Source organism: Pseudomonas sp. NEEL19, from assembly GCF_028751975.1.
Taxonomy (GTDB): domain Bacteria; phylum Pseudomonadota; class Gammaproteobacteria; order Pseudomonadales; family Pseudomonadaceae; genus Aquipseudomonas; species Aquipseudomonas juntendi.
The window spans coordinates 3,499,778-3,520,342 of the sequence record NZ_CP081491.1 but is presented as its reverse complement, the minus strand read 5'-3'; the positions used below and the strand labels follow the sequence as shown (position 1 = coordinate 3,520,342).

19 protein-coding genes and 1 pseudogene are annotated in these 20,565 nt (G+C 63.9%); 13 read left to right on the top strand and 7 right to left on the bottom strand.

The window, feature by feature from the left end; translation table 11 throughout:
• Positions 1–24 precede the first annotated feature (24 nt).
• The 3 genes from K4A76_RS15625 (at position 25) to K4A76_RS15615 (ending at position 2,488) form a co-directional block, all read left to right on the top strand.
• Complete coding sequence (locus K4A76_RS15625) at positions 25–1,275, top strand: aminotransferase class V-fold PLP-dependent enzyme (RefSeq protein WP_274410651.1); 1,251 nt, start codon at positions 25–27, stop codon at positions 1,273–1,275.
• Complete coding sequence (locus K4A76_RS15620; protein ID WP_054911800.1) at positions 1,268–1,495, top strand: hypothetical protein; 228 nt, start codon at positions 1,268–1,270, stop codon at positions 1,493–1,495. The genes K4A76_RS15625 and K4A76_RS15620 overlap by 8 nt, the downstream gene beginning before the upstream one ends.
• Positions 1,496–1,561: 66 nt before the next feature.
• Positions 1,562–2,488: a dienelactone hydrolase family protein gene (locus K4A76_RS15615; protein ID WP_274410650.1), complete on the top strand. Its 927-nt coding sequence runs from the start codon at positions 1,562–1,564 to the stop codon at positions 2,486–2,488.
• A 2-nt stretch (positions 2,489–2,490) separates the two neighbouring features.
• On the opposite strand, the gene K4A76_RS15610 is transcribed toward K4A76_RS15615, so the two are convergent.
• Positions 2,491–3,462: a GlxA family transcriptional regulator gene (locus tag K4A76_RS15610; protein WP_054911798.1), complete on the bottom strand. Its 972-nt coding sequence runs from the start codon at positions 3,460–3,462 to the stop codon at positions 2,491–2,493.
• Positions 3,463–3,671: 209 nt separating this feature from the next.
• Between K4A76_RS15610 and K4A76_RS15605 the strand changes: the two genes are divergently transcribed.
• The gene (locus K4A76_RS15605; protein WP_161892648.1) at positions 3,672–3,950 is read left to right on the top strand and encodes a hypothetical protein; all 279 of its coding nucleotides are present in this window, start codon (positions 3,672–3,674) and stop codon (positions 3,948–3,950) included.
• Between the two features lie 158 nt (positions 3,951–4,108).
• Here K4A76_RS15605 and K4A76_RS15600 read toward each other — a convergent pair whose 3' ends face one another.
• Genes K4A76_RS15600 through K4A76_RS15585 form a run of 4 tightly spaced genes read right to left on the bottom strand, consistent with a single transcriptional unit; the run spans position 4,109 to position 7,291 of the window.
• On the bottom strand, positions 4,109–5,170 hold the full coding sequence (locus tag K4A76_RS15600) for a dihydroorotate dehydrogenase (RefSeq protein WP_270147176.1): 1,062 nt from the start codon (positions 5,168–5,170) through the stop codon (positions 4,109–4,111).
• A 10-nt stretch (positions 5,171–5,180) separates the two neighbouring features.
• Positions 5,181–6,113 carry a DUF6282 family protein gene (locus tag K4A76_RS15595; RefSeq protein WP_274410649.1) on the bottom strand — a complete coding sequence of 311 codons (933 nt, stop codon included), beginning with the start codon at positions 6,111–6,113 and terminating at the stop codon, positions 5,181–5,183.
• Between the two features lie 27 nt (positions 6,114–6,140).
• The gene (locus K4A76_RS15590) at positions 6,141–6,899 is read right to left on the bottom strand and encodes an HpcH/HpaI aldolase family protein (protein ID WP_054911794.1); all 759 of its coding nucleotides are present in this window, start codon (positions 6,897–6,899) and stop codon (positions 6,141–6,143) included.
• The gene (locus K4A76_RS15585) at positions 6,896–7,291 is read right to left on the bottom strand and encodes a cupin domain-containing protein (protein ID WP_054911793.1); all 396 of its coding nucleotides are present in this window, start codon (positions 7,289–7,291) and stop codon (positions 6,896–6,898) included. Before K4A76_RS15585 ends, K4A76_RS15590 begins: the two co-directional genes overlap by 4 nt.
• A 183-nt stretch (positions 7,292–7,474) precedes the next feature.
• Between K4A76_RS15585 and K4A76_RS15580 the strand changes: the two genes are divergently transcribed.
• The 4 genes from K4A76_RS15580 (at position 7,475) to K4A76_RS15565 (ending at position 12,783) form a co-directional block, all read left to right on the top strand.
• Complete coding sequence (locus tag K4A76_RS15580; RefSeq protein ID WP_274410648.1) at positions 7,475–8,905, top strand: NAD-dependent succinate-semialdehyde dehydrogenase; 1,431 nt, start codon at positions 7,475–7,477, stop codon at positions 8,903–8,905.
• Between the two features lie 27 nt (positions 8,906–8,932).
• Positions 8,933–10,522: a GMC family oxidoreductase gene (locus tag K4A76_RS15575; protein WP_274410647.1), complete on the top strand. Its 1,590-nt coding sequence runs from the start codon at positions 8,933–8,935 to the stop codon at positions 10,520–10,522.
• A 44-nt stretch (positions 10,523–10,566) separates the two neighbouring features.
• Positions 10,567–11,907: an MFS transporter gene (locus tag K4A76_RS15570; RefSeq protein ID WP_054911790.1), complete on the top strand. Its 1,341-nt coding sequence runs from the start codon at positions 10,567–10,569 to the stop codon at positions 11,905–11,907.
• A 75-nt stretch (positions 11,908–11,982) separates the two neighbouring features.
• Positions 11,983–12,783 (top strand): IclR family transcriptional regulator, encoded by an 801-nt coding sequence (locus tag K4A76_RS15565; RefSeq protein ID WP_232108467.1) that lies wholly within the window; start codon positions 11,983–11,985, stop codon positions 12,781–12,783.
• A 705-nt stretch (positions 12,784–13,488) separates the two neighbouring features.
• On the opposite strand, the gene K4A76_RS15560 is transcribed toward K4A76_RS15565, so the two are convergent.
• Entirely contained in the window at positions 13,489–14,715 is a 1,227-nt protein-coding gene (locus K4A76_RS15560) for an OprD family porin (protein WP_274410646.1), read from the bottom strand.
• Between the two features lie 471 nt (positions 14,716–15,186).
• Here K4A76_RS15560 and K4A76_RS23925 point away from each other — a divergent pair.
• The 4 genes and pseudogenes from K4A76_RS23925 to K4A76_RS15545 form a co-directional block, all read left to right on the top strand.
• Positions 15,187–16,200, top strand: a pseudogene (locus K4A76_RS23925) (methyl-accepting chemotaxis protein); the annotation flags it as partial.
• A 39-nt stretch (positions 16,201–16,239) separates the two neighbouring features.
• Complete coding sequence (locus tag K4A76_RS23920) at positions 16,240–17,103, top strand: methyl-accepting chemotaxis protein (protein ID WP_371262777.1); 864 nt, start codon at positions 16,240–16,242, stop codon at positions 17,101–17,103.
• 103 nt (positions 17,104–17,206) lie between these two features.
• Positions 17,207–18,079 carry a glyoxalase III HchA gene (gene hchA / locus K4A76_RS15550; RefSeq protein ID WP_274410644.1) on the top strand — a complete coding sequence of 291 codons (873 nt, stop codon included), beginning with the start codon at positions 17,207–17,209 and terminating at the stop codon, positions 18,077–18,079.
• Positions 18,076–18,804, top strand: coding sequence for a PA1136 family autoinducer-binding transcriptional regulator (locus K4A76_RS15545; RefSeq protein ID WP_274410643.1), 729 nt, complete (start codon positions 18,076–18,078; stop codon positions 18,802–18,804). The genes hchA and K4A76_RS15545 overlap by 4 nt, the downstream gene beginning before the upstream one ends.
• Before the next feature lie 15 nt (positions 18,805–18,819).
• Here K4A76_RS15545 and K4A76_RS15540 read toward each other — a convergent pair whose 3' ends face one another.
• Positions 18,820–19,512, bottom strand: a complete 693-nt coding sequence (locus K4A76_RS15540; RefSeq protein WP_029887434.1) for a FadR/GntR family transcriptional regulator — start codon at positions 19,510–19,512, stop codon at positions 18,820–18,822.
• A gap of 259 nt (positions 19,513–19,771) precedes the next feature.
• On the opposite strand from K4A76_RS15540, the gene K4A76_RS15535 reads away from it, so the two are divergent.
• Positions 19,772–20,557, top strand: coding sequence for a transporter substrate-binding domain-containing protein (locus K4A76_RS15535; protein ID WP_009686363.1), 786 nt, complete (start codon positions 19,772–19,774; stop codon positions 20,555–20,557).
• Positions 20,558–20,565 lie beyond the last annotated feature (8 nt).

Genomic DNA, 20,565 nt, shown 5'->3' with positions numbered 1-20,565 from the left:
TCAATGCAAACTAGGAGATGCACCATGCAATCGTCTGCGATTGGCCTGGACGGCTTTGATGCAACGTCGGCGCTGCACAGCAATCGGGTCAGCGATTTGTCCGATGTTTTCTGCGAGCCATTGGCCATGACGTCTGCTTATACCTTTGCGTCGGCGCAAGAGGCTGCAGAACGTTTCAGCGGGCAACAGCAGGGTAATGTGTACAGCCGCTTCACCAACCCCACGGTGCAAGCCTTCGAAGGCCGCGTGGCGGCGCTCGAACAAGCGGAAGACGCGGTGGCGTTCGCTTCCGGGATGGGCGCGTTCACCGCGCTGTGCCATGGGTTCCTGCAGCAGGGTGACAACATTGTCTGCAGCCGCGATGTGTTCGGTACCACCGCCAGTGCCTTCAGCGTTTACATGGCGCGGTTCGGCATCGAGGCGCGGTTCGTCGACCTTACTGACCTGGGCCAATGGCAGCAGGCGATCGATGACAAGACCCGCCTGGCGGTGCTGGAGTCCCCCTCCAACCCGCTGCTGAAAATTGGTGACATCCGTGCCATCAGCCTGCTGGCGCACGCCAAGGATGCGCTGGTTGTGGTGGACAACACCCTGTTGACGCCGGTGCTCCAGCGCCCGCACAGCCTGGGTGCGGACTTGGTGATCCATTCGGCGGGCAAGTACATGGACGGCCAGGGGCGTGCGCTGGCCGGTGTAGTGACCGGTTCCAAAAGCCTGATGCAGGTGTTGAGGGGCGTGTTGCGCACGTTGGGTATTTCCTGCAGCCCGTTCAATGCCTGGTTGTTGCTCAAAAGCCTGGAAACCCTTGAAATCCGCATGCTGCGCGTGCAACAGGGCGCCCTGGAGCTGGCCCAGTGGCTTGGCGAACAACCCCTGGTCAGCGCTGTGCATTACACCGGCCTGGCGCAACACCCTCAGCATGCCTTGGCGTGCAGGCAACAGGATGGCCATGGCGGCTTGCTGAGTTTCGAGATCTTCGGCGGGCAGGCAGCGGCCTGGCAATGGATCGATCAACTGCAGTGCGTGGCGCGCTGCACCAATATCGGTGATACCCGCAGCATGGTCACGCACCCGGCCAGCACCACCCATGGCCGCCTGGATGCGCAAGCGCGGCGCCACGCCGGCATTTCCGACGGGTTGATCAGGCTGTGCGTCGGCCTGGAGCGGGTGAGCGATATCAAGGCCGACCTGCAACAGGCCTTCGATGCCGTGGCCTACCAACCCACGGTCCAGGCAGCGCCGGGCCGCCCCCGCAGTGTGGTGGCCAATGGCTGAACTGCTCGCTTCCGGGTTCTCCATTGGGGTGTTTGCCGTGGGCATGCAATTGCTCGCCCTGGTCGCGGTGTATGGCGCGTGCACCGCCCGGCAAGTGCGCGGTTATGCCGTGGCGTTCGGCTTGGGGTGCTGTGTGCTGATCGCAATGGTGGTACTGGACCCGTTGGCGCTTGGCCGCTGGCCCATCGAGGGTGTGGCAGCGATGACGATGTGCGGCTGAGACGGGCGTCCGTTCTTTGTGAAACAGCAGCAATAAAAGCCCGTAGGGGCGTTCAGGAGTCGTTAAATGTATAAAAAATTGGCCATCAGCCTGTTATTGGGGTGTGCGCTGCCGTTCGCAGCGGCCCAGGCTGAGGTTGCATCCGACGCTGGCGAGACTGTGGCCACCGTCAGCAAACGGCTGGTTTCGTTCTACAGCCAGCCCCTGCCTTCTGCCGGCAAACTGAAACCGATCAGGGTGCCAGCGGTGCTGTCTATGCCGGCCAATCAGGCCGGGCCAGCACCGGCTGTGGTGATATTGCACGGCTCGGCGGGGATGGACTCACGTGGGCCGTTGCACGCGGCCGACCTCAATGCCCGCGGCATCGCCACGCTGGAACTGGACATGTGGGGCGCGCGCCGGCTGGCTGGCGGCGCACAGGGGCGGCCGCCCCGGGTTCACGATACCTTGCCGGACCTGGCGGGCGCCTTGTCTTACCTGGCCAATCAGCCAGGGGTCGATAGCGAGCGGGTAGGGGTGCTCGGGTTTTCATGGGGTGGCGCCCAGGCCATGCTCGCCGCGTCTGCGTCCATCGACGATGAGCTGCAACAGGCCTCTGGGGTGCGCCCCGTAGCCTTGGCAGCGTTCTATCCCGTGTGCTGGGGATACAACCGTGTGCCAGGCTATGACTTGAAGCACCTGGCGCCGGCCCGCCTGCTGGTGCTGGTCGGTGAAAAGGACCAGTACGATGATGACCCCAAGGCTTGTACCAAATTGGTTGCAAGCCTGCCTGCCGAAGACCAGGCACGGGCAACGGTGCTGGTCTACCCCGGTGCCGAGCATGGCTTCAATGGCCTGGAAGCCGCGCAGGAATACAAGGACCCGTTCCTGCACCGTGGCCAGGGCGGCTTGGGGCGTTCGGCACCGGACCCAGCAGCCCGGGAGGCGTCGCGCAAGGCTGTGGTAGCGTTTTTCACAGACAGTTTCGCCACCCCCACCGTGAGTGGTCGCTGATACTAGGTGTTTTCCTGGGTGATCACGCTGCGAAACTGCAGCGGCGGTTGCGGCATTTCCCGCCGCCAGGCCAGGCGAAAGGCATGGCTGCTGCCGTAACCGCAACGTTCGGCGATCTGTTCCACATTCAGGCGGCTGCCGCGTAACAGGTCACGGGCCAGGTCGATGCGTTGGGCGCGCAGGTAGTCCTGCAGGGTTTGCCCCGTGTTCTCGCGAAACAGGCGTGCCAGGTGCCGGTAGCTGACATTGAACTGGCTGGCCAGTTGTTCGAAGCTGAAACTGCTGCCCAGGTGCGTGTCGATATAGTCCTGGGCCGCGTGTACCAGCGGGTGGATGTGGTTGCGTGCCAGGTCGGCCGCGCGCAGTTGCACATCTTCGCCAGCACGGCGACGGTAGATCACCAGTTCCTGGGCCACCTGGTTGGCCACGGCTTTGCCGAAGTGCAGCGACACGATATGCAAGGCCAGGTCGGTGCCGCTGGACACGCCCGCCGAGGTGAACACACCGTCGTCCTCCACGAAAAGGCGATTTTCCAGCACCTTGGCTTTTGGGTAGCGTGCCTGCAGCAAGCCGACATAGCGGTGATGGGTGGTGCATTCACGGCCGTTCAGCAGCCCGGCTTCGCCCAGCAGGAACGCGCCGGTGCAGATGGAACAGAGTTGCACGTCTGGGGTTTGCCCCATCACGTTCGCCAGCCACTGCGCGGTTGCGGCCAAGGTCGCAGCGTCGCTGGGGCTGGTAGACAGCTTGTTGCCGACCACGAACAGCAAATCTTCGGGCGAAAGCTGTTCGGGCAGGGGATGCAAGCCGCTCAAGGTCACACCTTGATAGCTGCTCATCTGTTGTCTGGCTGCGATGCAACGGACGCTGACCGGCGCCAACCGGAGCTCTTCCAGGCTGGCCATGATCTGCAGCGGCCCGCCGAGGTCCAGAATGTGTGTGCCCGGGAGTAACAAGAACCAAATGGTGCGCATGACGGTATTCCTATGATGTTCAAGCGCCTGACGTAAAGCGGCACCTCAGCAAAATAGCGTCAAAAGGCCATGCAGTGAAAGCCTGGCCGGACCAGGCGCTGGCAATAGGAAAACTCAATGTTGACCATTGAATAGGGGCAACAGCCACCGGCGCTGGCCAGCGATAAACTCCAGACGTTCGCTGTGAAGGCGTGTTGAGGGACCTGGGTGTGGACAGCCAGTATGAAATCCATTTCGTGCGTGCAGGGCACAAAGAGGTCGTGCGTGTGTGTGCCCCCAGCATGTCACACCAGCGGGCATTGGGCATTGCGCTCATGCATGTGGGGGCCTGTTACGGTCAGCTCGGCGTGGATGCCGACCTCATGGCTTTGGCTGAGCGGCTATCTGTTTCACAGGTGCGCTGGAACAGAGCCAGTCATACCATGTCGTTCGCGGAACGCTCTTCGCGCCAGGCCGTGAAGCTATGGGACCGTCAGGGCAGCCAGTAACCATCCATACTTGGCCAAGGCCTGCATTCGCAAAGGTGGTGCAATGCTGTTCGCGGACCGCCTCGGCTTTCTGTTCCAAGGCGGCCTGCGGTGCAAACCTGGCAACCTTCAGGGGGCCAGGAACCGCCAGCTTTCAGTGATTTCCCGGCCCACCTGCTTCAGCCGGGAAACCCTGGGCACTTTGGGGCGAAGCCTGCCCACCAGCCGGGCCGGCTGGGTTGCTGCTGGTAGGTCTCAACCCGATCGGCGGCGCTGCCAAGCAACTCGGCCACGCTGGAACCGCGCCCCGCCACATAGGCGTCCAGCTCGCGCACCGCTTCTTCCAGTACCGCGTACCCGCCGGTGAACACCGCCGAAGTCATCTGCGTGGCACAGGCCCCTGCCAACAGGAAACGGGCCACATCGCGCCCGCTGCGTGCCCCGTTGGTGGCGATCAGCGGGTAGTCGTCGGCCATTGCCTTGCGCGTTTGCATCACCCAGCGCGCGGTCAGCGGCAGCGCCCAACTGCCGCCGATCGCCGCACTGGTGCCGAGCAACGGCAAGCCCGTTTCCAGGTCCGGCAGGAAACCCATGAACCTGCCCATCAGCACCACACTGTCGGCACCGCCACGGCGCGCTGCCTGGGCAAGGCCCACCACGTCCTCGCTCTGCCCGGTCAGCTTGATCCACAAGGGCAGGCTGGTCGCCTGGCGCAGCCGCCGGACGATCGCTTCGATCCGCGCTGCACCGCGCTCCAGCACAATGGCGCCCTTGGCCGCTTCCTCGCCATGCGGGGCGCCGATATTCAGTTCGAGCACCCGCAAGCCGGCCTGCTCGATGCGCTGGGCAAACGCGGCGCACTGCTCCAGGTCACTGAGAATCAGGCTGGGAACCACGTATGCCTGCTGTTCGCGCGCTTCGCGGTCCAGCACCACCAGCTCTGCCAGCCACTCGTCGAACCCCCGCTGCAGCAGCCCGGAGCGGCCGAACAGGCTGGCTTCGGCTGGCGGCCGGAAATTCCAGGGCAGGCGGTTCCACTGCGCGTCCAGCAGCACGTAGTCGGTCTTGTCCAACTGGTCCTTGGCGGCCTGTGATTCGTTGGTGGACTTCGCCACCACCGCCCCGGCGCCGGTGGCCAGTGCAGCGCGGATGGCGGCAGCGGTCATGGTCTGCTCACCGGCGCCACAGATCACCGGGTTTTTCAGGGTCAAGCGGCCAATCTGCGTGGTCAGTCGTGTCATGCCCGTGCCCTCACAGGTTCATCAGGCGCGCGGCGTTGCCCGAGATCATCTTGCGGATGTCTGCGTCGCTGTACTGCAAGTCCAGCAACTGGCCAATGACATTGCGAAAGCCGTCGGCGATACCTGGGTTGCCCTGCTGGCCGAGGTCCGAACCCAGGATGGTCAAGTCGACGGTGCCAGCCTCGATCACCTCGCGCAGGAAAGTGTCGTCGTAGAACTTGAACTTCGAACCGGGTACCCACATGCACATCGAGTGCTCCATGAACACGCCGTCCTTGGCCAGTTGGCGCATGTCGTCCAGGGTGGCGTCGACCACGTAGGTCGGGTGGTTGACCAGCAAACGCTTGACCCCGCGCTGGCGGGCCTCTTCGAACAGTGGCCAGATCTCGCGGATGTTCAGGTGGCCGGCGGAAAGCACCACGTCCTGTGCGGCGATCAGGTCGAGAATGGCCTTGACCTCGTCCTTCAGGCGCCCGGCCTCGTCCAGCACGGTCAGCGGAATCGGCTGCAGCATGCGCTGGGTGGTCTGGGGGAATTTTTCGACGAACTTCACGTCCTGGTGATGGTGGGCGATGTGGTTGGCCGAAGAGAAGGTCGGCATCCACACCAGCTTCGCCCCCAGGGTCAGGCCGTGCTCCACGGCGTGTACGTTCAGCCCGCCCACGGCATTGTTCAACGGCACCCCGGACAGCATGTGCACATCCAGTTCGCTGAAGTGCTTGTTCAACAGGTGGGTGACCGGCGTGCAACTGTAGTAGTGGTCCTTGAGCAACACGGCTTTCAGGCCGGCCTCGGAGGCTTCGCGCATGGCTTCGACATGGTCGCAATAGCGCGGCATGACCGAGGGGCCGCTGTGGCAGTGCAGGTCGATGGCGCCTTTGAGCAGGCGCTCGATGTGCGCCTGGCGTGCTTCGTTGGTGGGGGTGTCGATGATGGCATTCATGGCAGGGCTCTCTTGTTGTCTGACGGGTCAGTGGGCCGACCCGGGGAATTGGCGGACTTGCTGGCCCCAGCCGGCACGCAGCAGCGCCTGGTCGGAACCGAGAATGAAGAAGCTCACGCCACGGGCAGCAAAGCGCTGCAGATCGTCGTGGCTGGACACGAACATGCCAGTCGGCTTGCCGGCCGCCTGGGCGGCGTCCAGTACCCGGTTCACGGCGTCTTCCACGCGTGGATCGTCGAGGCGCTCGGCACCCAGCGACACGCTGAGGTCGGCACGCCCCACCAGCAGGCAGTCGATGCGCGCCAGCCGGGCCAGGTCGTGCAGGTGGTCCAGGGCTTCGCGGTCTTCGATCTGGGCGATCACCGCGTGGCGACCGTCTTCGGCGGCCAGGTGCTCGGCCAGGTTGGCGCGGCCGTAGCCACCGGCCCGGGGCGAGTTGGAAAAGCCCCGGCAACCGTCGCGGTAATGCAGCGCCTGCAACACCGCGCTGGCCTGGTCGGCGCTGGTGATATGCGGCAGCACCAGGCCGTCTGCACCCAGGTCCAGCGCTTGCTGCAAGGTGGCCGGGCGTTTGTCCGGCACCCGCACCAGGCCACCGGTGCGTGCCGCGCGGCAGGCCAGCAGGCAGAGGTCCAGGGCGGCGGCACCGAAGGGGGCGTGCTCGGCGTCCAGTACTACCGCGTCCAGCCCGGCATCGCCGGCAATCTCGATCACCGCGTGGCTGGGGGTCTTGATGAAGGTGCTGAGCAGCGGTTGGCCCTGGCGCAGGCGCTGGGCGAAGGTCATGCCGGCTTACCCTTGCCATGGGTGAATTCGGCGGCCTGGTACTCGATCAGGTGGCGGTAGTCATCGCGGATTGGCGAAAACACGTCGAGGTTCATTACCACTTCATCGCCTACCGGCTCGGCGTAATGCACCACGTGGGGCGGGATGCGGATCATGCTGCCCGGGCCGCCCTCGACCACTTCGTCATCAAGGTGAAAGCGCACCCGGCCCTGCACGATGATGACCAGTTGCTCGAAGGTATGGCTGTGGGGGAACACGTCCATGCCGGGTGTCAGCCAGTTCATGACGCACAAGGTGTCGTCGCCACGGAATGCCACGCGCTCGACGCCTTTGCGCACGGTTTCGCGCGGCAGTGCATTCCAGTTGTGAAGCAGGGCCTGGGCAAGACTCATCAAGGTGTACTCCATTTCTCTTGTAGGAATAGTGTTTCTCTGTGCGATAAACCTACGCCGGCTGTCCGTACCCGGTCAAGTGCCTTTTTCGACCTTGACAGCGGTTCTGGAGCGCCTCTAGGATTGTGTCGTACAAAAAAACAACGTTTCTACAAAAGAAACAAAGTAAAGGAAGTGCCATTCATGCGAGTCATTCAATCCCTGCTGATCGACGGGCAGTGGTCTGCCGGTAACCATCCGCGCCAGGCCGACGTCTTCAACCCGGCCACCGGCGAAGTCATCGCCCACCTGGGGCTGGCAGATGCCGGCGACCTTGAACGGGCCCTTGCGGCCGCCGCGCGTGGCTTCGAGGTCTGGCGCAAGACCTCGGCCTACGAGCGCTCGAAAGTGCTGCGCCGGGCGGCCGACCTGGTGCGTGAACGTGCCGACAAGATCGCGGCGCTGATCACGCTGGAGCAGGGCAAGCCGCTGGCCGAGGCGCGCCTGGAAGCGTTCGGCGCCGGCGACCACATCGACTGGTACGCCGAGGAAGGCCGCCGCGCCTACGGCCGGGTTATTCCGCCGCGCGCCACAGGCGTTCGCCAACTGGTGCTGCGTGAGCCGATCGGCCCGGTCGCGGCGTTCAGCCCATGGAACTTCCCGGTCAGCCAACTGGTGCGCAAGATCGCCGGGGCGCTGGCTGCCGGCTGCTCGATCATCGCCAAGGGGCCGGAAGAAACGCCGTCTTCGTGCATAGAGCTGTGCCGCGCCTTCCAGGATGCTGGCGTGCCGCCTGGCGTGCTGAACCTGGTGTTCGGTGTGCCGGCCGAGGTGTCTGACCAACTGATCCGCTCCGAGGTTATCCGCAAGGTTTCTTTCACCGGCTCGGTGCCGGTCGGTCGCTCCCTGGGCGCGCTGGCCGGGCAATACCTCAAGCGCTGCACCCTGGAGCTGGGCGGGCATGCGCCGTTCATCGTCTGCGATGATGCCGACATCGACGCGGTAGCTACCCTCGGGGCCAACCTCAAGTTCCGCAATGGCGGGCAGATCTGCGCCTCGCCTACGCGCTTCTATGTCCAGGCCAGCGTGTACGAGCGCTTTGTCGAGGCCTTCTGCCGGGTCAGCGCCGGCCTGAAAATGGGCGATGGCCAGGACGCCAGCACCCAGCTTGGCCCCCTGGCCAACCCGCGCCGGGTCGCAGCCGCCCAGGAATATGTCGACGACGCCCTGGCGGTGGGGGCGCAGTTGCGCCTGGGCGGGCAGGGCGGTGAGGGGGGCGGCTTCTATTACCCGGCCACGGTGCTCACCGAGGTGCCGGACAACGCCCGCATCATGAGTGAGGAGCCGTTCGCGCCGATTGCCTCGATCGTTGCCTTCGACACCCTCGAAGCGGTGGTCGCCAAGGCCAACAGCCTGCCCTTTGGCCTGGCGGCCTTCGCCTTCACGCGCTCGGTGCAGCGCGCCACTTTGCTGGCCGACGAACTGCAAGCGGGCATGGTTTCGATCAACCATTTCGGCCTGGCTGCACCGGAAACACCGTTCGGTGGCGTGAAGGACAGCGGCTACGGCAGCGAAGGCGGCAGCGAGGGCCTGGACGCCTACTTCACCACCAAGTTCGTCAGCCAGGTCGGCTGAGTTACTTCACTCAAGAGAACAACAAGAATGGATACCTTCGATTACATCGTGATCGGAGCCGGATCGGCCGGCTGTGCGCTCAGCGCACGGCTGGCCCAGGCCGGCAAGCAGGTGCTGCTGCTCGAAGCCGGCCCGGCCGACAATCACCCCTATGTGCACATTCCCGGCACCTTCATCCGCGTACACGGTACCCGGCGCACCTGGATGTACCGTACCCAGCCCGAACCGTTCGTCAACCAGCGTGAAGTGTTCATCCCCCAGGGCCGCACCCTGGGTGGCGGCAGTTCGGTGAACGCGATGATCTACATCCGTGGCCAGGCCAAAGACTATGACGATTGGCAGAACGCTGGCTGCCCTGGCTGGGGCTGGAACGACGTATTGCCGGTGTTCCGCCGCTGCGAAGCCAATGCCCGGCTGGGCGGGGAACTGCATGGTCGTCAGGGGCCGTTGAAGGTCAGTGACCCACGGCACAGGCATTTTCTCAGCCGTGCCTTTGTCGATGCGGCCGTGCAAGCTGGCGTGCCGGCCACCGATGACTTCAACGGCGCGCAGCAGGAGGGGGCGGGCTTCTACCAGACCACCACCGCCGCTGGGCGCCGCGCCAGCTCGGCTGCTTCCTACCTGCGGCCGATGCGCAGCAACCCCAACCTGCGGGTAATGACCGGCGTGCACGCCACCCAGCTGCAGTTCGACGGTGCCCGGGTGGGTGGCGTGCAGGCCAGGGACGAGGCGGGCCGGGTCCTGGCCTTCCGCGCCCGTGGCGAAGTCATTGTCAGTGCCGGCGCCATTGCCTCGCCCAAACTGCTGATGCTTTCCGGCATTGGCCCGCGCGAGCACCTGCAGGCCCTGGGCATCGATGTGCGGGTGGACGCCCCGCAGGTCGGCGAGAATTTCCAGGACCACCTGAGCGCCTCGGTGTATGCACAAACCCGCGAGCCGGCCAGCCTGCTTGGCCATGACCGGGGCCTGCGTGCCCTCGGCCATGGCCTGAAATACTTGGCCACGCGCCGCGGCCTGCTCAGCTCGAACGTGGTGGAAAGCGGCGCCTTCGTCGACGCTACCGGTTGTGGGCGCCCTGACGTGCAGTTCCATGTGGTACCTGCGCTGGTCGGTGACATCGACCGGCTGCCGCCGGCTGGCCACGGTATCTCGGTCAACCCCTGCGCCCTGCGCCCGCGCTCCCGTGGCCGGCTGCGGCTGAAAAGCGCCGACCCGTTGGCCGACGTCGCGCTCACCGCCAATTACCTGAGCCACCCCGAGGACATGCGCACCTTGGTGGCCGGTATCAAGCTGGCGCGCAAGATTCTTCGCGCCCCGGCCTTGGCCGGCGTGGTCGAACGCATGCTGATGCTGCCCGAGCATGACGACGTACCCGACTCGGTGTTCGAGGACTACGTGCGTACCGTCGCCAAGACCGTGTTCCACCCGGCCGGCACCTGCCGCATGGGGTCCGATGAAGCGGCGGTGGTCGACCCGGCCCTGCGGGTGCGCGGCGTGCAGGGGCTGCGGGTGGCCGACGCTTCGATCATGCCGACGATCGTCAGTGGCAATACCAATGCGCCATGCATCATGATCGGCGAGCGCTGCGCCGACTTCATCCTGTCGGCCCAGGGCTGAACAGGCTTGCTTCACCACCACAACAATTACAAAAGAGTACTGCGATGAAGCTCATAGCCCGCAACACGTTCGACAACGAGCAGGACAGTGTGCTGTACAACCGCATCGCCTGGCGGTTGCTGCCGTTCCTCTTCGTGCTTTACATCATTGCCTTTCTCGACCGGGTCAACGTCGGTTTTGCCAAGCTGCAGATGTCGGCCGACATCGGCCTCAGCGACCTGGCGTTCGGCTTTGGCGCCGGGGTGTTCTTCATCGGCTACTGCCTGTGCGAGATTCCCAGCAACATGATGTTGCAGCGGGTCGGGGCGCGCTTCTGGATCACCCGGATCATGGTGATGTGGGGCATTCTGTCGGTGTCGATGATGTTCGTGCAGACGCCCAACCAGTTCTATGTACTGCGCTTCCTGCTGGGCATGGCCGAGGCCGGGTTCTATCCGGGGGTGGTGCTGTACATGACCTACTGGTTCCCGTCCTACGCCCGTTCCCAGGCCATGGCCTGGTTCAACCTGGGCATCGCCATGGCGGGCGTGCTGGGTAGCCCGCTGTCGGGCTGGATCATGCAGACCTTTGCCGGTGTGCACGGCCTGGCTGGCTGGCAATGGCTGTTCCTGATCGAGGGTACGCCAGCGGTACTGCTGGGCATCGTGGTGTTCTTCTACCTGGACGACCGCCCTGGCAACGTGCACTGGCTCAGCCCAGAGCAGAACCAGCGGGTGGTGCGCCAGCTGGCTGCGCAACGCCAGGCCCAGGAGCAGGCGGGGGCCGGGCACAACTTCCGTGCAGCGTTCGTCAACAAAGACTTGTGGCGGTTGATCTACGTGAATTTCGCGCTGCTGTGTGGGACCTACGGCGTGAGTTTCTGGCTGCCGCAGATCGTCCAGAGCCTGGGCAGCCAGAGCCTGACGCACACCGGGCTGATCGCCGCAATTCCGTTCGCGGTGGCCTCGGTGGTAATGCTGGTGGTCAGTCGGCATTCGGACCGTACCCGTGAACGGCGCTGGCACGGCACGCTGTGCAACCTGGCCTCGGCGGCCGGGCTGACGATAGCGGCGGTGTTCCACGACCAGCCGGTGCTGTCGCTGGCGGGCCTTAGCCTGGCGATGTCGGGTGGCCTGGCGGGTTTCTGCGTGCTGTGGGCACTGCCCGGGGTGCTGCTGACCGGCACGGCGGCAGCGGCCGGTATCGCCCTGATCGCCACCATCGGCAACCTTGGGGGCTATGCCAGCCCGTTCATGATGGGCTGGGTGAAGCAGGGCAGTGGGCACCTGGAGTATGGGCTGTATGTGCTGGCGGTGATGACCCTGATCGGTGCGTGGGCGATGTTCTCGGTCAAACCGCCGCAGCCGCACCGTGCGCCGGCGGTGGCGCAGCCTTCTGGCGTTTGATGTCGTAGGCCAACACAAGCGTTTCGCCGAGCGATACAATCGGGTCTTTCCCAAGCCCGAATGCGAGGTGAACGCTTGAACCAGGATGATGAAAAGCCCGCCAGCGGCCCTGCGCTGCTCGAGTCGGTGGAGATGGTATTCCGCCTGCTCGACGAACTGACCGCTGCGCGGCGCCCGCTTGGCGTCACCGAGTTGGCCCAGCAACTGCAAACCGCCAAGCCGCGTACTTACCGGCACCTGGCCTCGATGCGCCAGCTCGGTATTCTCGAACAGGACCCGGCCACCGAGAAGTATCTGCTGGGTGCCCGCCTGGTGGCTTATGGCGAAGCGGCCAGCGAACAGTTCGACCTGCGCGCCATTGCCGACCCTTACCTTACCCGCATTCGTGACGCCACGGGCCAGACGGCCTTGCTGGCGGTGGCCACCCATGACACGGCGCTGGTGGTGTCCTGCGTGGAGTCCAAGGCCAATGTGTGCATTTCGGTGAAACCGGGTAACCGCGTATTGCCGTACTGCTCGGCGCAGGGGCGCACGGTGCTGGCATTCGCCGACGCGGCCAGCCAGCAGCGGGTGATGCGGCGCAAGATGCCGCAACTCACCGAACTGACCTTGCATGAGCCCGACGCGCTGGCCGCGCGGCTGGCGTTGATTCGTGAACGTTTGTATGACGATGCGGACGGCGAGGTGACATTAGGGATCAATGCGCTGTGCTGCCCGATTTTCCGCGATAACGACCAGATTGTCGGGACCATTGGCATTGTCGGGCCGAGTGCCGCTATTCCGTCGCCACCACCGGCGGCGATGTTGCGCGAGTTGCAGTCGGCGGCGGCGGAGATCAGTGAGCGCTTGCACGCGGGCACGTATCAGCGGTTGTGATGTAGCAGCGGCTTCAGCCGCGAACACCGGCAAAGCCGGTGCCAGCCACCGCGGTGCCTGCTTCGCGGGCGCGCCCGCTCCCACAGGTAGGGTGCTGGCTTCAAGCTCGCGCTACCGATGCGGCTAGAAGCGCACGCTACTGATGTAGGAGCGGCCTCAGCCGCGAACACCGGCAAAGCCGGTGCCAGCCACCGCGGTGCCTGCTTCGCGGGCGCGCCCGCTCCCACAGGTTGAGGTGCTGGCTTCAAGCTCGCGCTACCGATGCGGCTTCAAGCTTATGCTACCGATGTAGGAGCGGCTTGAGCCGCGAACACCGGCAAAGCCGGTGCCAGCCACCGCGGTGCCTGCTTCGCGGGCGCGCCCGCTCCCACAGGTTGAGGTGCTGGCTTCAAGCTCGCGCTACCGATGCGGCTTCAAGCTTATGCTACCGATGTAGGAGCGGCTTGAGCCGCGAACACCGGCAAAGCCGGTGCCAGCCACCGCGGTGCCTGCTTCGCGGGCACGCCCGCTCCCACAGGCAGGGTGCTGGCTTCAAGCTCGCGCTACCGATGCGGCTTCAAGCTTATGCTACCGATGAGCGGCTTCAGCCGCGAACATCGGCAAAGCCGTGCCAGCCACCGCGGTGCCTGCTTCGCGGGCGCGCCCGCTCCCACAGGATGTAGCAGCGGCTTCAGCCGTGAACACCGGCAAAGCCGGGCTCTGGCGTCAGAAGATATTCAAGGGGTATTCGGTAATCACCCGCACCTCATTGAAGTTCAGGCCGCGGTCCGGGCTGCGGAAACTGGCTTGGCGAACCCTGAACGACAGGTCCTTCGCCGTACCCGACTGCACCACGTACCTGAGCTCCAGGTCCCGCTCCCACGCCCGACCGTCATCGGTTTGCGCAGTGTGGAAATCAGTGCCGCGCAAGTACCGCGCCATGACGCTCAAGCCCGGTACACCCAGCGCCACGAAGTCAAAGTCATAACGCGCCTGCCATGACCGCTCGTTCTCGTAGTTGAAGTCCGAATACTGCACCGAGTTGGCCAGGAACACCGTACTGTTGCCGTCCACGCCATAGGTATAATTGCCCGTCCCGCTGACCCGCTGGTGGGCCAGCATGAAGCTGTGCGGGCCGGCTGCCAGCGTGGCCGACAAACTCCAGATCCGGTTGTCCAGGTCCCCGGCGCGCTGGGCGCCCTGGCTGCGGGTGTCATAACCGTTGAAGTCGAACTTCGCCGCATACCTGTCATTGATCGGCAAGACCAGGGTCGCACCCAGGTAGTACTTGCGCCAGTAATCCTTAACATCGGAATGATAGGCCCGGGCACTGAACGCCTTGTTGAAGTTGTAGTTGCCGCCAATCAGGTCCAGTGACGTCAGGCCGCCACTGTCATGTTCACTCTGGTCACGGCTGCGCAACGCTGTGAAGTGTCCGGCATTCAAGGTGAGGTCGGGTATTTCCTTGCTGGTCAACAACCAGCCCTGGGTGGTTTCCGGCAGCAAGCGCGTGTCGGCGGTGGCCAGCACTGGCAGGTTCACCACTTGTTCGCCGAACTTCAGCACAGTGTTCGACAGGCGTGCCTTCACCGCCGCACCGCCCTTGGCATAACTGTTTTTGGCGCCATCGCTGTCTTCTTCGAGCAGCAGCGTGCCGCCCCCTTTGCGGCCGCCCCCGGTGTCCAGTTTCAAGCCCAGCAGCCCAATGGCGTCGACGCCAAAGCCGACCGTGCCTTCGGTGTAACCGGACTCGAAAACACCGATGAAACCCTGCGCCCACTCCTCGGAATAGTTCTGCGCCGTGCGGTCATCGAGGAAGTTACGGTTCATGTAGAAATTGCGGGCTTTGATCGAGAATTGCGCGTCGTCAAAGAAGGCGTTGCCGTCGGCCATGGCGTTGCAGGTAAACGCGCAAGTTACAGCCAGTGCCAGTGAAGTCTTCTGAGCATTCATATTGTTATTGTCCAGGCGTGTGCGTGTACGCAGCGGTGATCCGGGCGATCACGGCTGTGCGTTCAAGTTCGATAAAGCAGAAGGTGTGCGGGCAGTTCTTAGGGTTACAGCGGTTTTTGACGTTGAACGTCCCCCCTTGTCAGGCAGTTATATTTGTTTTTATCTGCGAAACATTGTTTCTCTCAGTGAGATGGATGTTAAGGACCCTGCCAAGCGGCTGTCAAGGGTGGAGAAGATGAGTGGAAAGCCACCAGGACCGGACCACCGGCCTGCTATTAATTCTCCATTCGCAACAATGGCTTCGATATTTGCATTTGATTGATTTATGCAGCCCTGTCACGCTCTCGCGCTACGCGAAATGACGCCTGAGCCCGGCCCGGTCCGCTGTATCGCCTGGACGGCGCGCCCAGCTGCTCTTGGGCACCCATTACATGGCGACCTGGCAGCCAAATCGTTCAAGGATGCAATGATATGAATAACTGGCTTACCAACCTCACAGTCGCCAAGAAGCTGACGTTCGGCTTCGGGCTGCTATTGCTGTTGGTGATTTTGAGCATTGGCGCAGGCTGGAGCGCCATCAGCAGCTTGTCCTACCGGATGGACCGCATGAGTGCGGTCAACCGGCTGATGGACGACATATCCAAGATGCGCCTGGACCGTTCGGCTTACCTGCAAAGTGAAGGCGATGCTCAGGCTGCCAAGGTTTTGCAGGACAAGATCGTCGAAGTTGGGCAGCACCTGGTCGAGCTGCAAGGGTTTTTTGCCAATGCCGAGAATGCACGGCGGATTGCCGCAATGGCCGAACACCTGGGCGCCTACCAGCGGGGTATCGAGGGGTTGGGCGGGGCCTATGAGCAGATTGAGCAGTCGCGGGCGGTACGCCGCAGCAGCGGCGACAGCGCACTCAAGCGCCTGGATGAGCTCGACAGCCTGACGGGTGAACAGAACGGCTTGCGTGACCAGGCACTCTACAAGGCGGTCAACGACCTGCAGATGCAATTTCTGTATGCGCGCTTTGAAACCCGTGGCTACACCTACGGTGGCAATGGCAAGCAGTATGCTGCTGCGGCCAAGGCCATTGACGCGACACTGACCGCGTTGCAAACCCTGGGGGATGTTCTGCAGGGCTCGCGTGCAAGCCAGCTCAATGAGCTGACGCAATCCGTTACCGCCTACCGGGCCTCGCTGGACACTCACCGCGCGGCGTTGACCCGCATCGACACCCTGCTCAAGGACATCCAGAAGCAGGGTGATGCATTGCTGCAGACCAGCCAGGACCTGTACGACCAGCAGATGCAGATGCGCCAGGACGATACCCGTGATGCGGCGTGGACGCTGATCAGTTGCCTGGTGCTGGCGCTGCTGCTGGGCGGGCTGGCGGCCGTGTTGATCACGCGGCAGATCGTGCCACCCCTGCGTGAAGCGTTGGCCCGGGTGCGGCGCATTGCCGAGGGCGACCTGAGCGTCTTCGCCACGGGCTCGCGCAAAGACGAAATCGGCGAGTTGCAAGATGGCTTGCAGCACATGACCGGCAGCTTGCGACAACTGGTTGGGCATATCGGTGATGGTGCGACGCAGATCGCCAGCGCCACCGAAGAGCTGTCGGCGATTACCCGGCAGACGCAGGCAGGCGCTACCGAGCAGATGCAGGAAACCGAGCAGGTGGCTGCGGCCATGCACGAAATGACCACCTCGGTGCAGGATGTGGCCCGCAACGCGGTCGAAACCGCGCGCTCGGTCAACCAGGCGGCGCAGGATGCTGTCAGTGGCGGCGACATCGTCAAAAGCGCAATCGCGCGCATCGAAAACCTGTCTGCCGAGGTGGAGCTGACCAGCGCAGCGGTGAGCACGCTGGCTGAAGAAAGCGGGCGCATTGGCAGTATGCTCGACGTGATCAAGGCGGTGGCCGAACAAACCAACCTGCTGGCATTGAACGCAGCGATTGAGGCCGCGCGTGCAGGCGAGGCCGGCCGTGGCTTTGCCGTGGTAGCGGACGAAGTGCGTGCCCTGGCGCAGCGCACCCAGCGCTCAACCGAAGACATCGAACAACTGATCGCAGCCCTGCGCGCGGGCACGCTGCAAGCCGTGCAGCGCATGGAAACCAGCCGCGGCCTGACCGGCGAGAGCGTGCAACTGGCCCGCGATGCAGGCATTGCGCTGGACAACATCACCCACAGCATCGGCGGCATTCAGGGCATGACCCAGCAAATCGCGGCGGCTGCCGAACAGCAGGGTGCCGTCGCCGAAGAAATCAATCGTAATGTGCTGAACGTACGCGACATTACCGAACAGGCGCAAACCGCCAGCGAACAGACCAGCACGGCCAGCCTGGAGTTGGCCGGTTTGGGCAATTCACTACAGGGGCAGGTACGCCGGTTTCAGCTCTGACCCGGCCTGAGGTAGCGCGCCGTTAAGGGAAAACCCGCATTGCTGGAACGTGGGGCGGGACCTAGGATGGTCATCGACGTCAACCTTTATCGAGGAGTACGCGATGACCACTGCAGCCGAAGACAAACGCCCAACCCCAGACCCTGCTGAGGTGGGCGCGTTTTTCCCCTCACCGTATTCGTTGAGCCAATACACTTCGCCCACCTCTGACCTGAGCGATGCCGAGTACCCTGGTGCGTACAAAGGTGGCCGCTGGAAGGTTCTGGTCATCGGTGCCGATGAGCGCTACCTGCAAACTGCCAATGGCACCCTCTTCTCGACAGGCAACCACCCGGTAGAAACCTTGTTGCCCATGTACCACATGGACAAGGCGGGCTTCGCTTTCGATATCGCCACGGTGTCGGGCAACCCGGTCAAGTTCGAATTCTGGGCCATGCCCTCGGAAGACCAGGAGGTACAAGCGTTTTACCGCAAGTACCAGGCGTCATTCAGGCAGCCGCTGAAGCTGGCAGAGGTCGTCAAGGCCTTGGGTGATGACTCCGACTACATCGGCGTGTTCATTCCCGGGGGGCACGGTGCGCTGATCGGCTTGCCGGAAAGCAGCGAGGTCAAACAGGTGCTGGAGTGGGCGGCCGACCACGATAAATTCATCATTTCGCTGTGCCATGGCCCCGCGGCACTGTTGGCCGCGGGCATGGGTAAAACGGCGGAAAACTACAGGTTCAGCGGCTACAAGATCTGTGCGTTCCCTGACGCGCTGGATGCGCAAACCCCGGATATCGGCTACATGCCGGGGCACCTGACCTGGAAGTTTGGTGAGAAGCTGCAGGCCTTGGGGGTAGAGATCATCAACCAGGACATTACTGGCAAGGTGTACCAGGACCGCAAGTTGCTCACCGGCGACAGCCCGCTTGCGGGCAACAACCTTGGCAAGCTGGCCGCGGCCGCCTTGTTGAAAGAAACGTCCGGGCGATGACCTGCGGCGTAGCCGAAGTGGCGATGCAGGTGGCCCTGGCGGTGGAACGTGCCACGACGCTGGCGGGTGTCCAGGATGCGCTGCGCCCCTTTGCCATGCGCTTGGGCTACGACCGCTTCGTGCTCTTCTCGGTGCGCGCAGTCGCAGATGCGCTGGTCGACCGGGTGTACTGGGTGGAGGGCGACTGGTGGGGAGATGGGCAAGCGATCGACGCCAGGACCTACCTCACGCGTTGCCCGGTCACCCGGCATATCCTGGAAGCGCGGGCGCCGTTTTTCTGGACCAAGACCTGTGACGAAAAGGGCGAGCGTTACCGGGTGGTGCGGCGGCCGGCAGGCGCGGGTGTCCACGGTTTACAGTTGCCGATATTCGGGCCGCAGGGGCTGGAAGGTGCGATGAGCCTGGGCGGGGCGCGCATCGATAGCAGCCCTGAGGCGCGCCTGATGCTGGCCATGGTCGCTACCGCCGCCTTTCATACCGCCCGCCGTTTGCTCCAACCGCCCCTGGCGGCGAGTGCCACGCAACTTTCGGCGCGGGAGCGGGAAGTACTGCGCTGGACCGCTGCCGGAAGCCGGCAAGCCGATATAGCTGCAACCCTTGGCTTGTCGGAACGCACCGTCGAGAACCACCTGCGTGCGGCGCGGCGGCGCCTGGGTGTGGCAACCACGGCTCAGGCGATCAAGATCGCCCTGCACAATGGCGAGTTGGGCAGCCGCCCGGAATAGGGCGGTGGCCGGGTTTCAGGCCGCAAATACCACACCGGTACGGGCAGCCGCATTGCGGATATGCTCCTGCATGGCACGCTGTGCACCGGCCTGGTTGCCACGGGCCAGCTGGCGCAGGATCTTGCGGTGTTCTTGCCAGGTTTCCATGGCCCGCTCGGGGCGGATGAAGGGCAGTTTCTGGCTTTCCAGGAAAATGTCCTGGCTGGCGGTGATCACCTGCAGCATCGCCAGGTTGCCGCTGGCCTCCAGCAGGCGCCGGTGGAAGGCGTAGTCGAGGCGGGCGGCGGCGTCGAAACGGCCGGCACGCAGCTCCTGGCGCATCGCCTCGACATTCGCCTCCAGCGCATCGATATCCGCACCGGTCAGGTACAGGGCCGCCAGGCCTGCCGCGAACCCCTCCAAGGCATAGCGCAACTGGAAGGTGTCCACCGCCGATACCTGTTCGGCGTATGGCCAGGAGAACGTGGCCGCCGGGGGTGCCGAGGGCGCCTGGACGAAAACGCCCTTGCCCGGTTGCACGCTCACCAGCCCCAGCGCACTCAACGACGACAGCGCTTCGCGCAGCGACGCACGGCTGATACCCAACTGCTCGGCCAGGTCGCGTTGCGATGGCAGGGCATCGCCGGGTTGATAGTCGCCTGCCTCGATCAGCTTGCGAATGGCCTGCAAGGCTATTTCCGGAACGGCGCGGGGGAGCGTGTCGAGCATCTGTTCAGACCAGTTGGGAAGCGATGTGCGCTTTGTAAAGGCTTTACCGGGTGTCTGGCAAGCCTCGCTCCGTGCTGGCGCAAGGGCAGGGCAGGCTGCACGAAAGCGGGGCATGGCCGCGGCTGGCGGGCTGACTGTTCAGACCAGTAAGACCGCGAACAGCCGCATGCCCAGGGCTTTTCCGGGGCCAGGCGCCAATGCTGGCACGGGCTGTGCAGTTTCAGCGCTAACGACCTTCTGCATACCCCGAGGCTTTTCCATGAAAAACATCCGCTCCCTGTTGCTGGCGACGCTGCTGTGTGGTGGCGCACTGGGCGCTGCCCAGGCCCAGGCCGACGCCCTGGCCGACATCACTGCCCGTGGTGTGCTCAAAGTGGCCGTGCCCCAGGACTTTCCACCGTTCGGCTCGGTCGGCCCCGACCTCAAGCCCCGCGGCCTGGACATCGACACTGCGCAGTTGTTGGCGGACAAGCTGGGCGTCAAGCTGGCCCTCACGCCCGTCAACAGCACCAACCGCATCCCGTTCCTCACCACGGGCAAGGTCGACCTGGTGATCTCCAGCCTAGGCAAGAATGCCGAGCGCGAAGCCGTGATCGATTTCTCCCGCCCTTATGCGCCGTTCTACCTGGCCGTGTTCGGCCCGGAGCAGACGTCGATCAGCGACATCGGTGCCATTGCCGGCAAGACCATCAGCGTGACCCGCGGCTCGATCGAGGACATGGAACTGACAGCGGTTGCCCCCAAAGGGGCGGTCATCAAGCGGTTCGAGGACAATAACTCCACCATCGCAGCGTACCTGTCCGGCCAGGTTGAACTGATTGCCAGCGGCAGCGTGGTGATGGCTGTCATCGCCGAGAAGAACCCGGCCAAGGTGCCGGTGATGAAGGTCAAGCTCAAGGACTCGCCCGTGTACGTCGGGCTGGCCAAGCAGGAGCCTGCCTTGCTGGCCAAGGTCAATGCCACCCTCGATGCCGCCAAGGCAGACGGCAGCCTCAACCGCAATGCTGAAAAATGGTTGAAGCAACCATTGCCGGCCGACCTCTGAACTGCCCC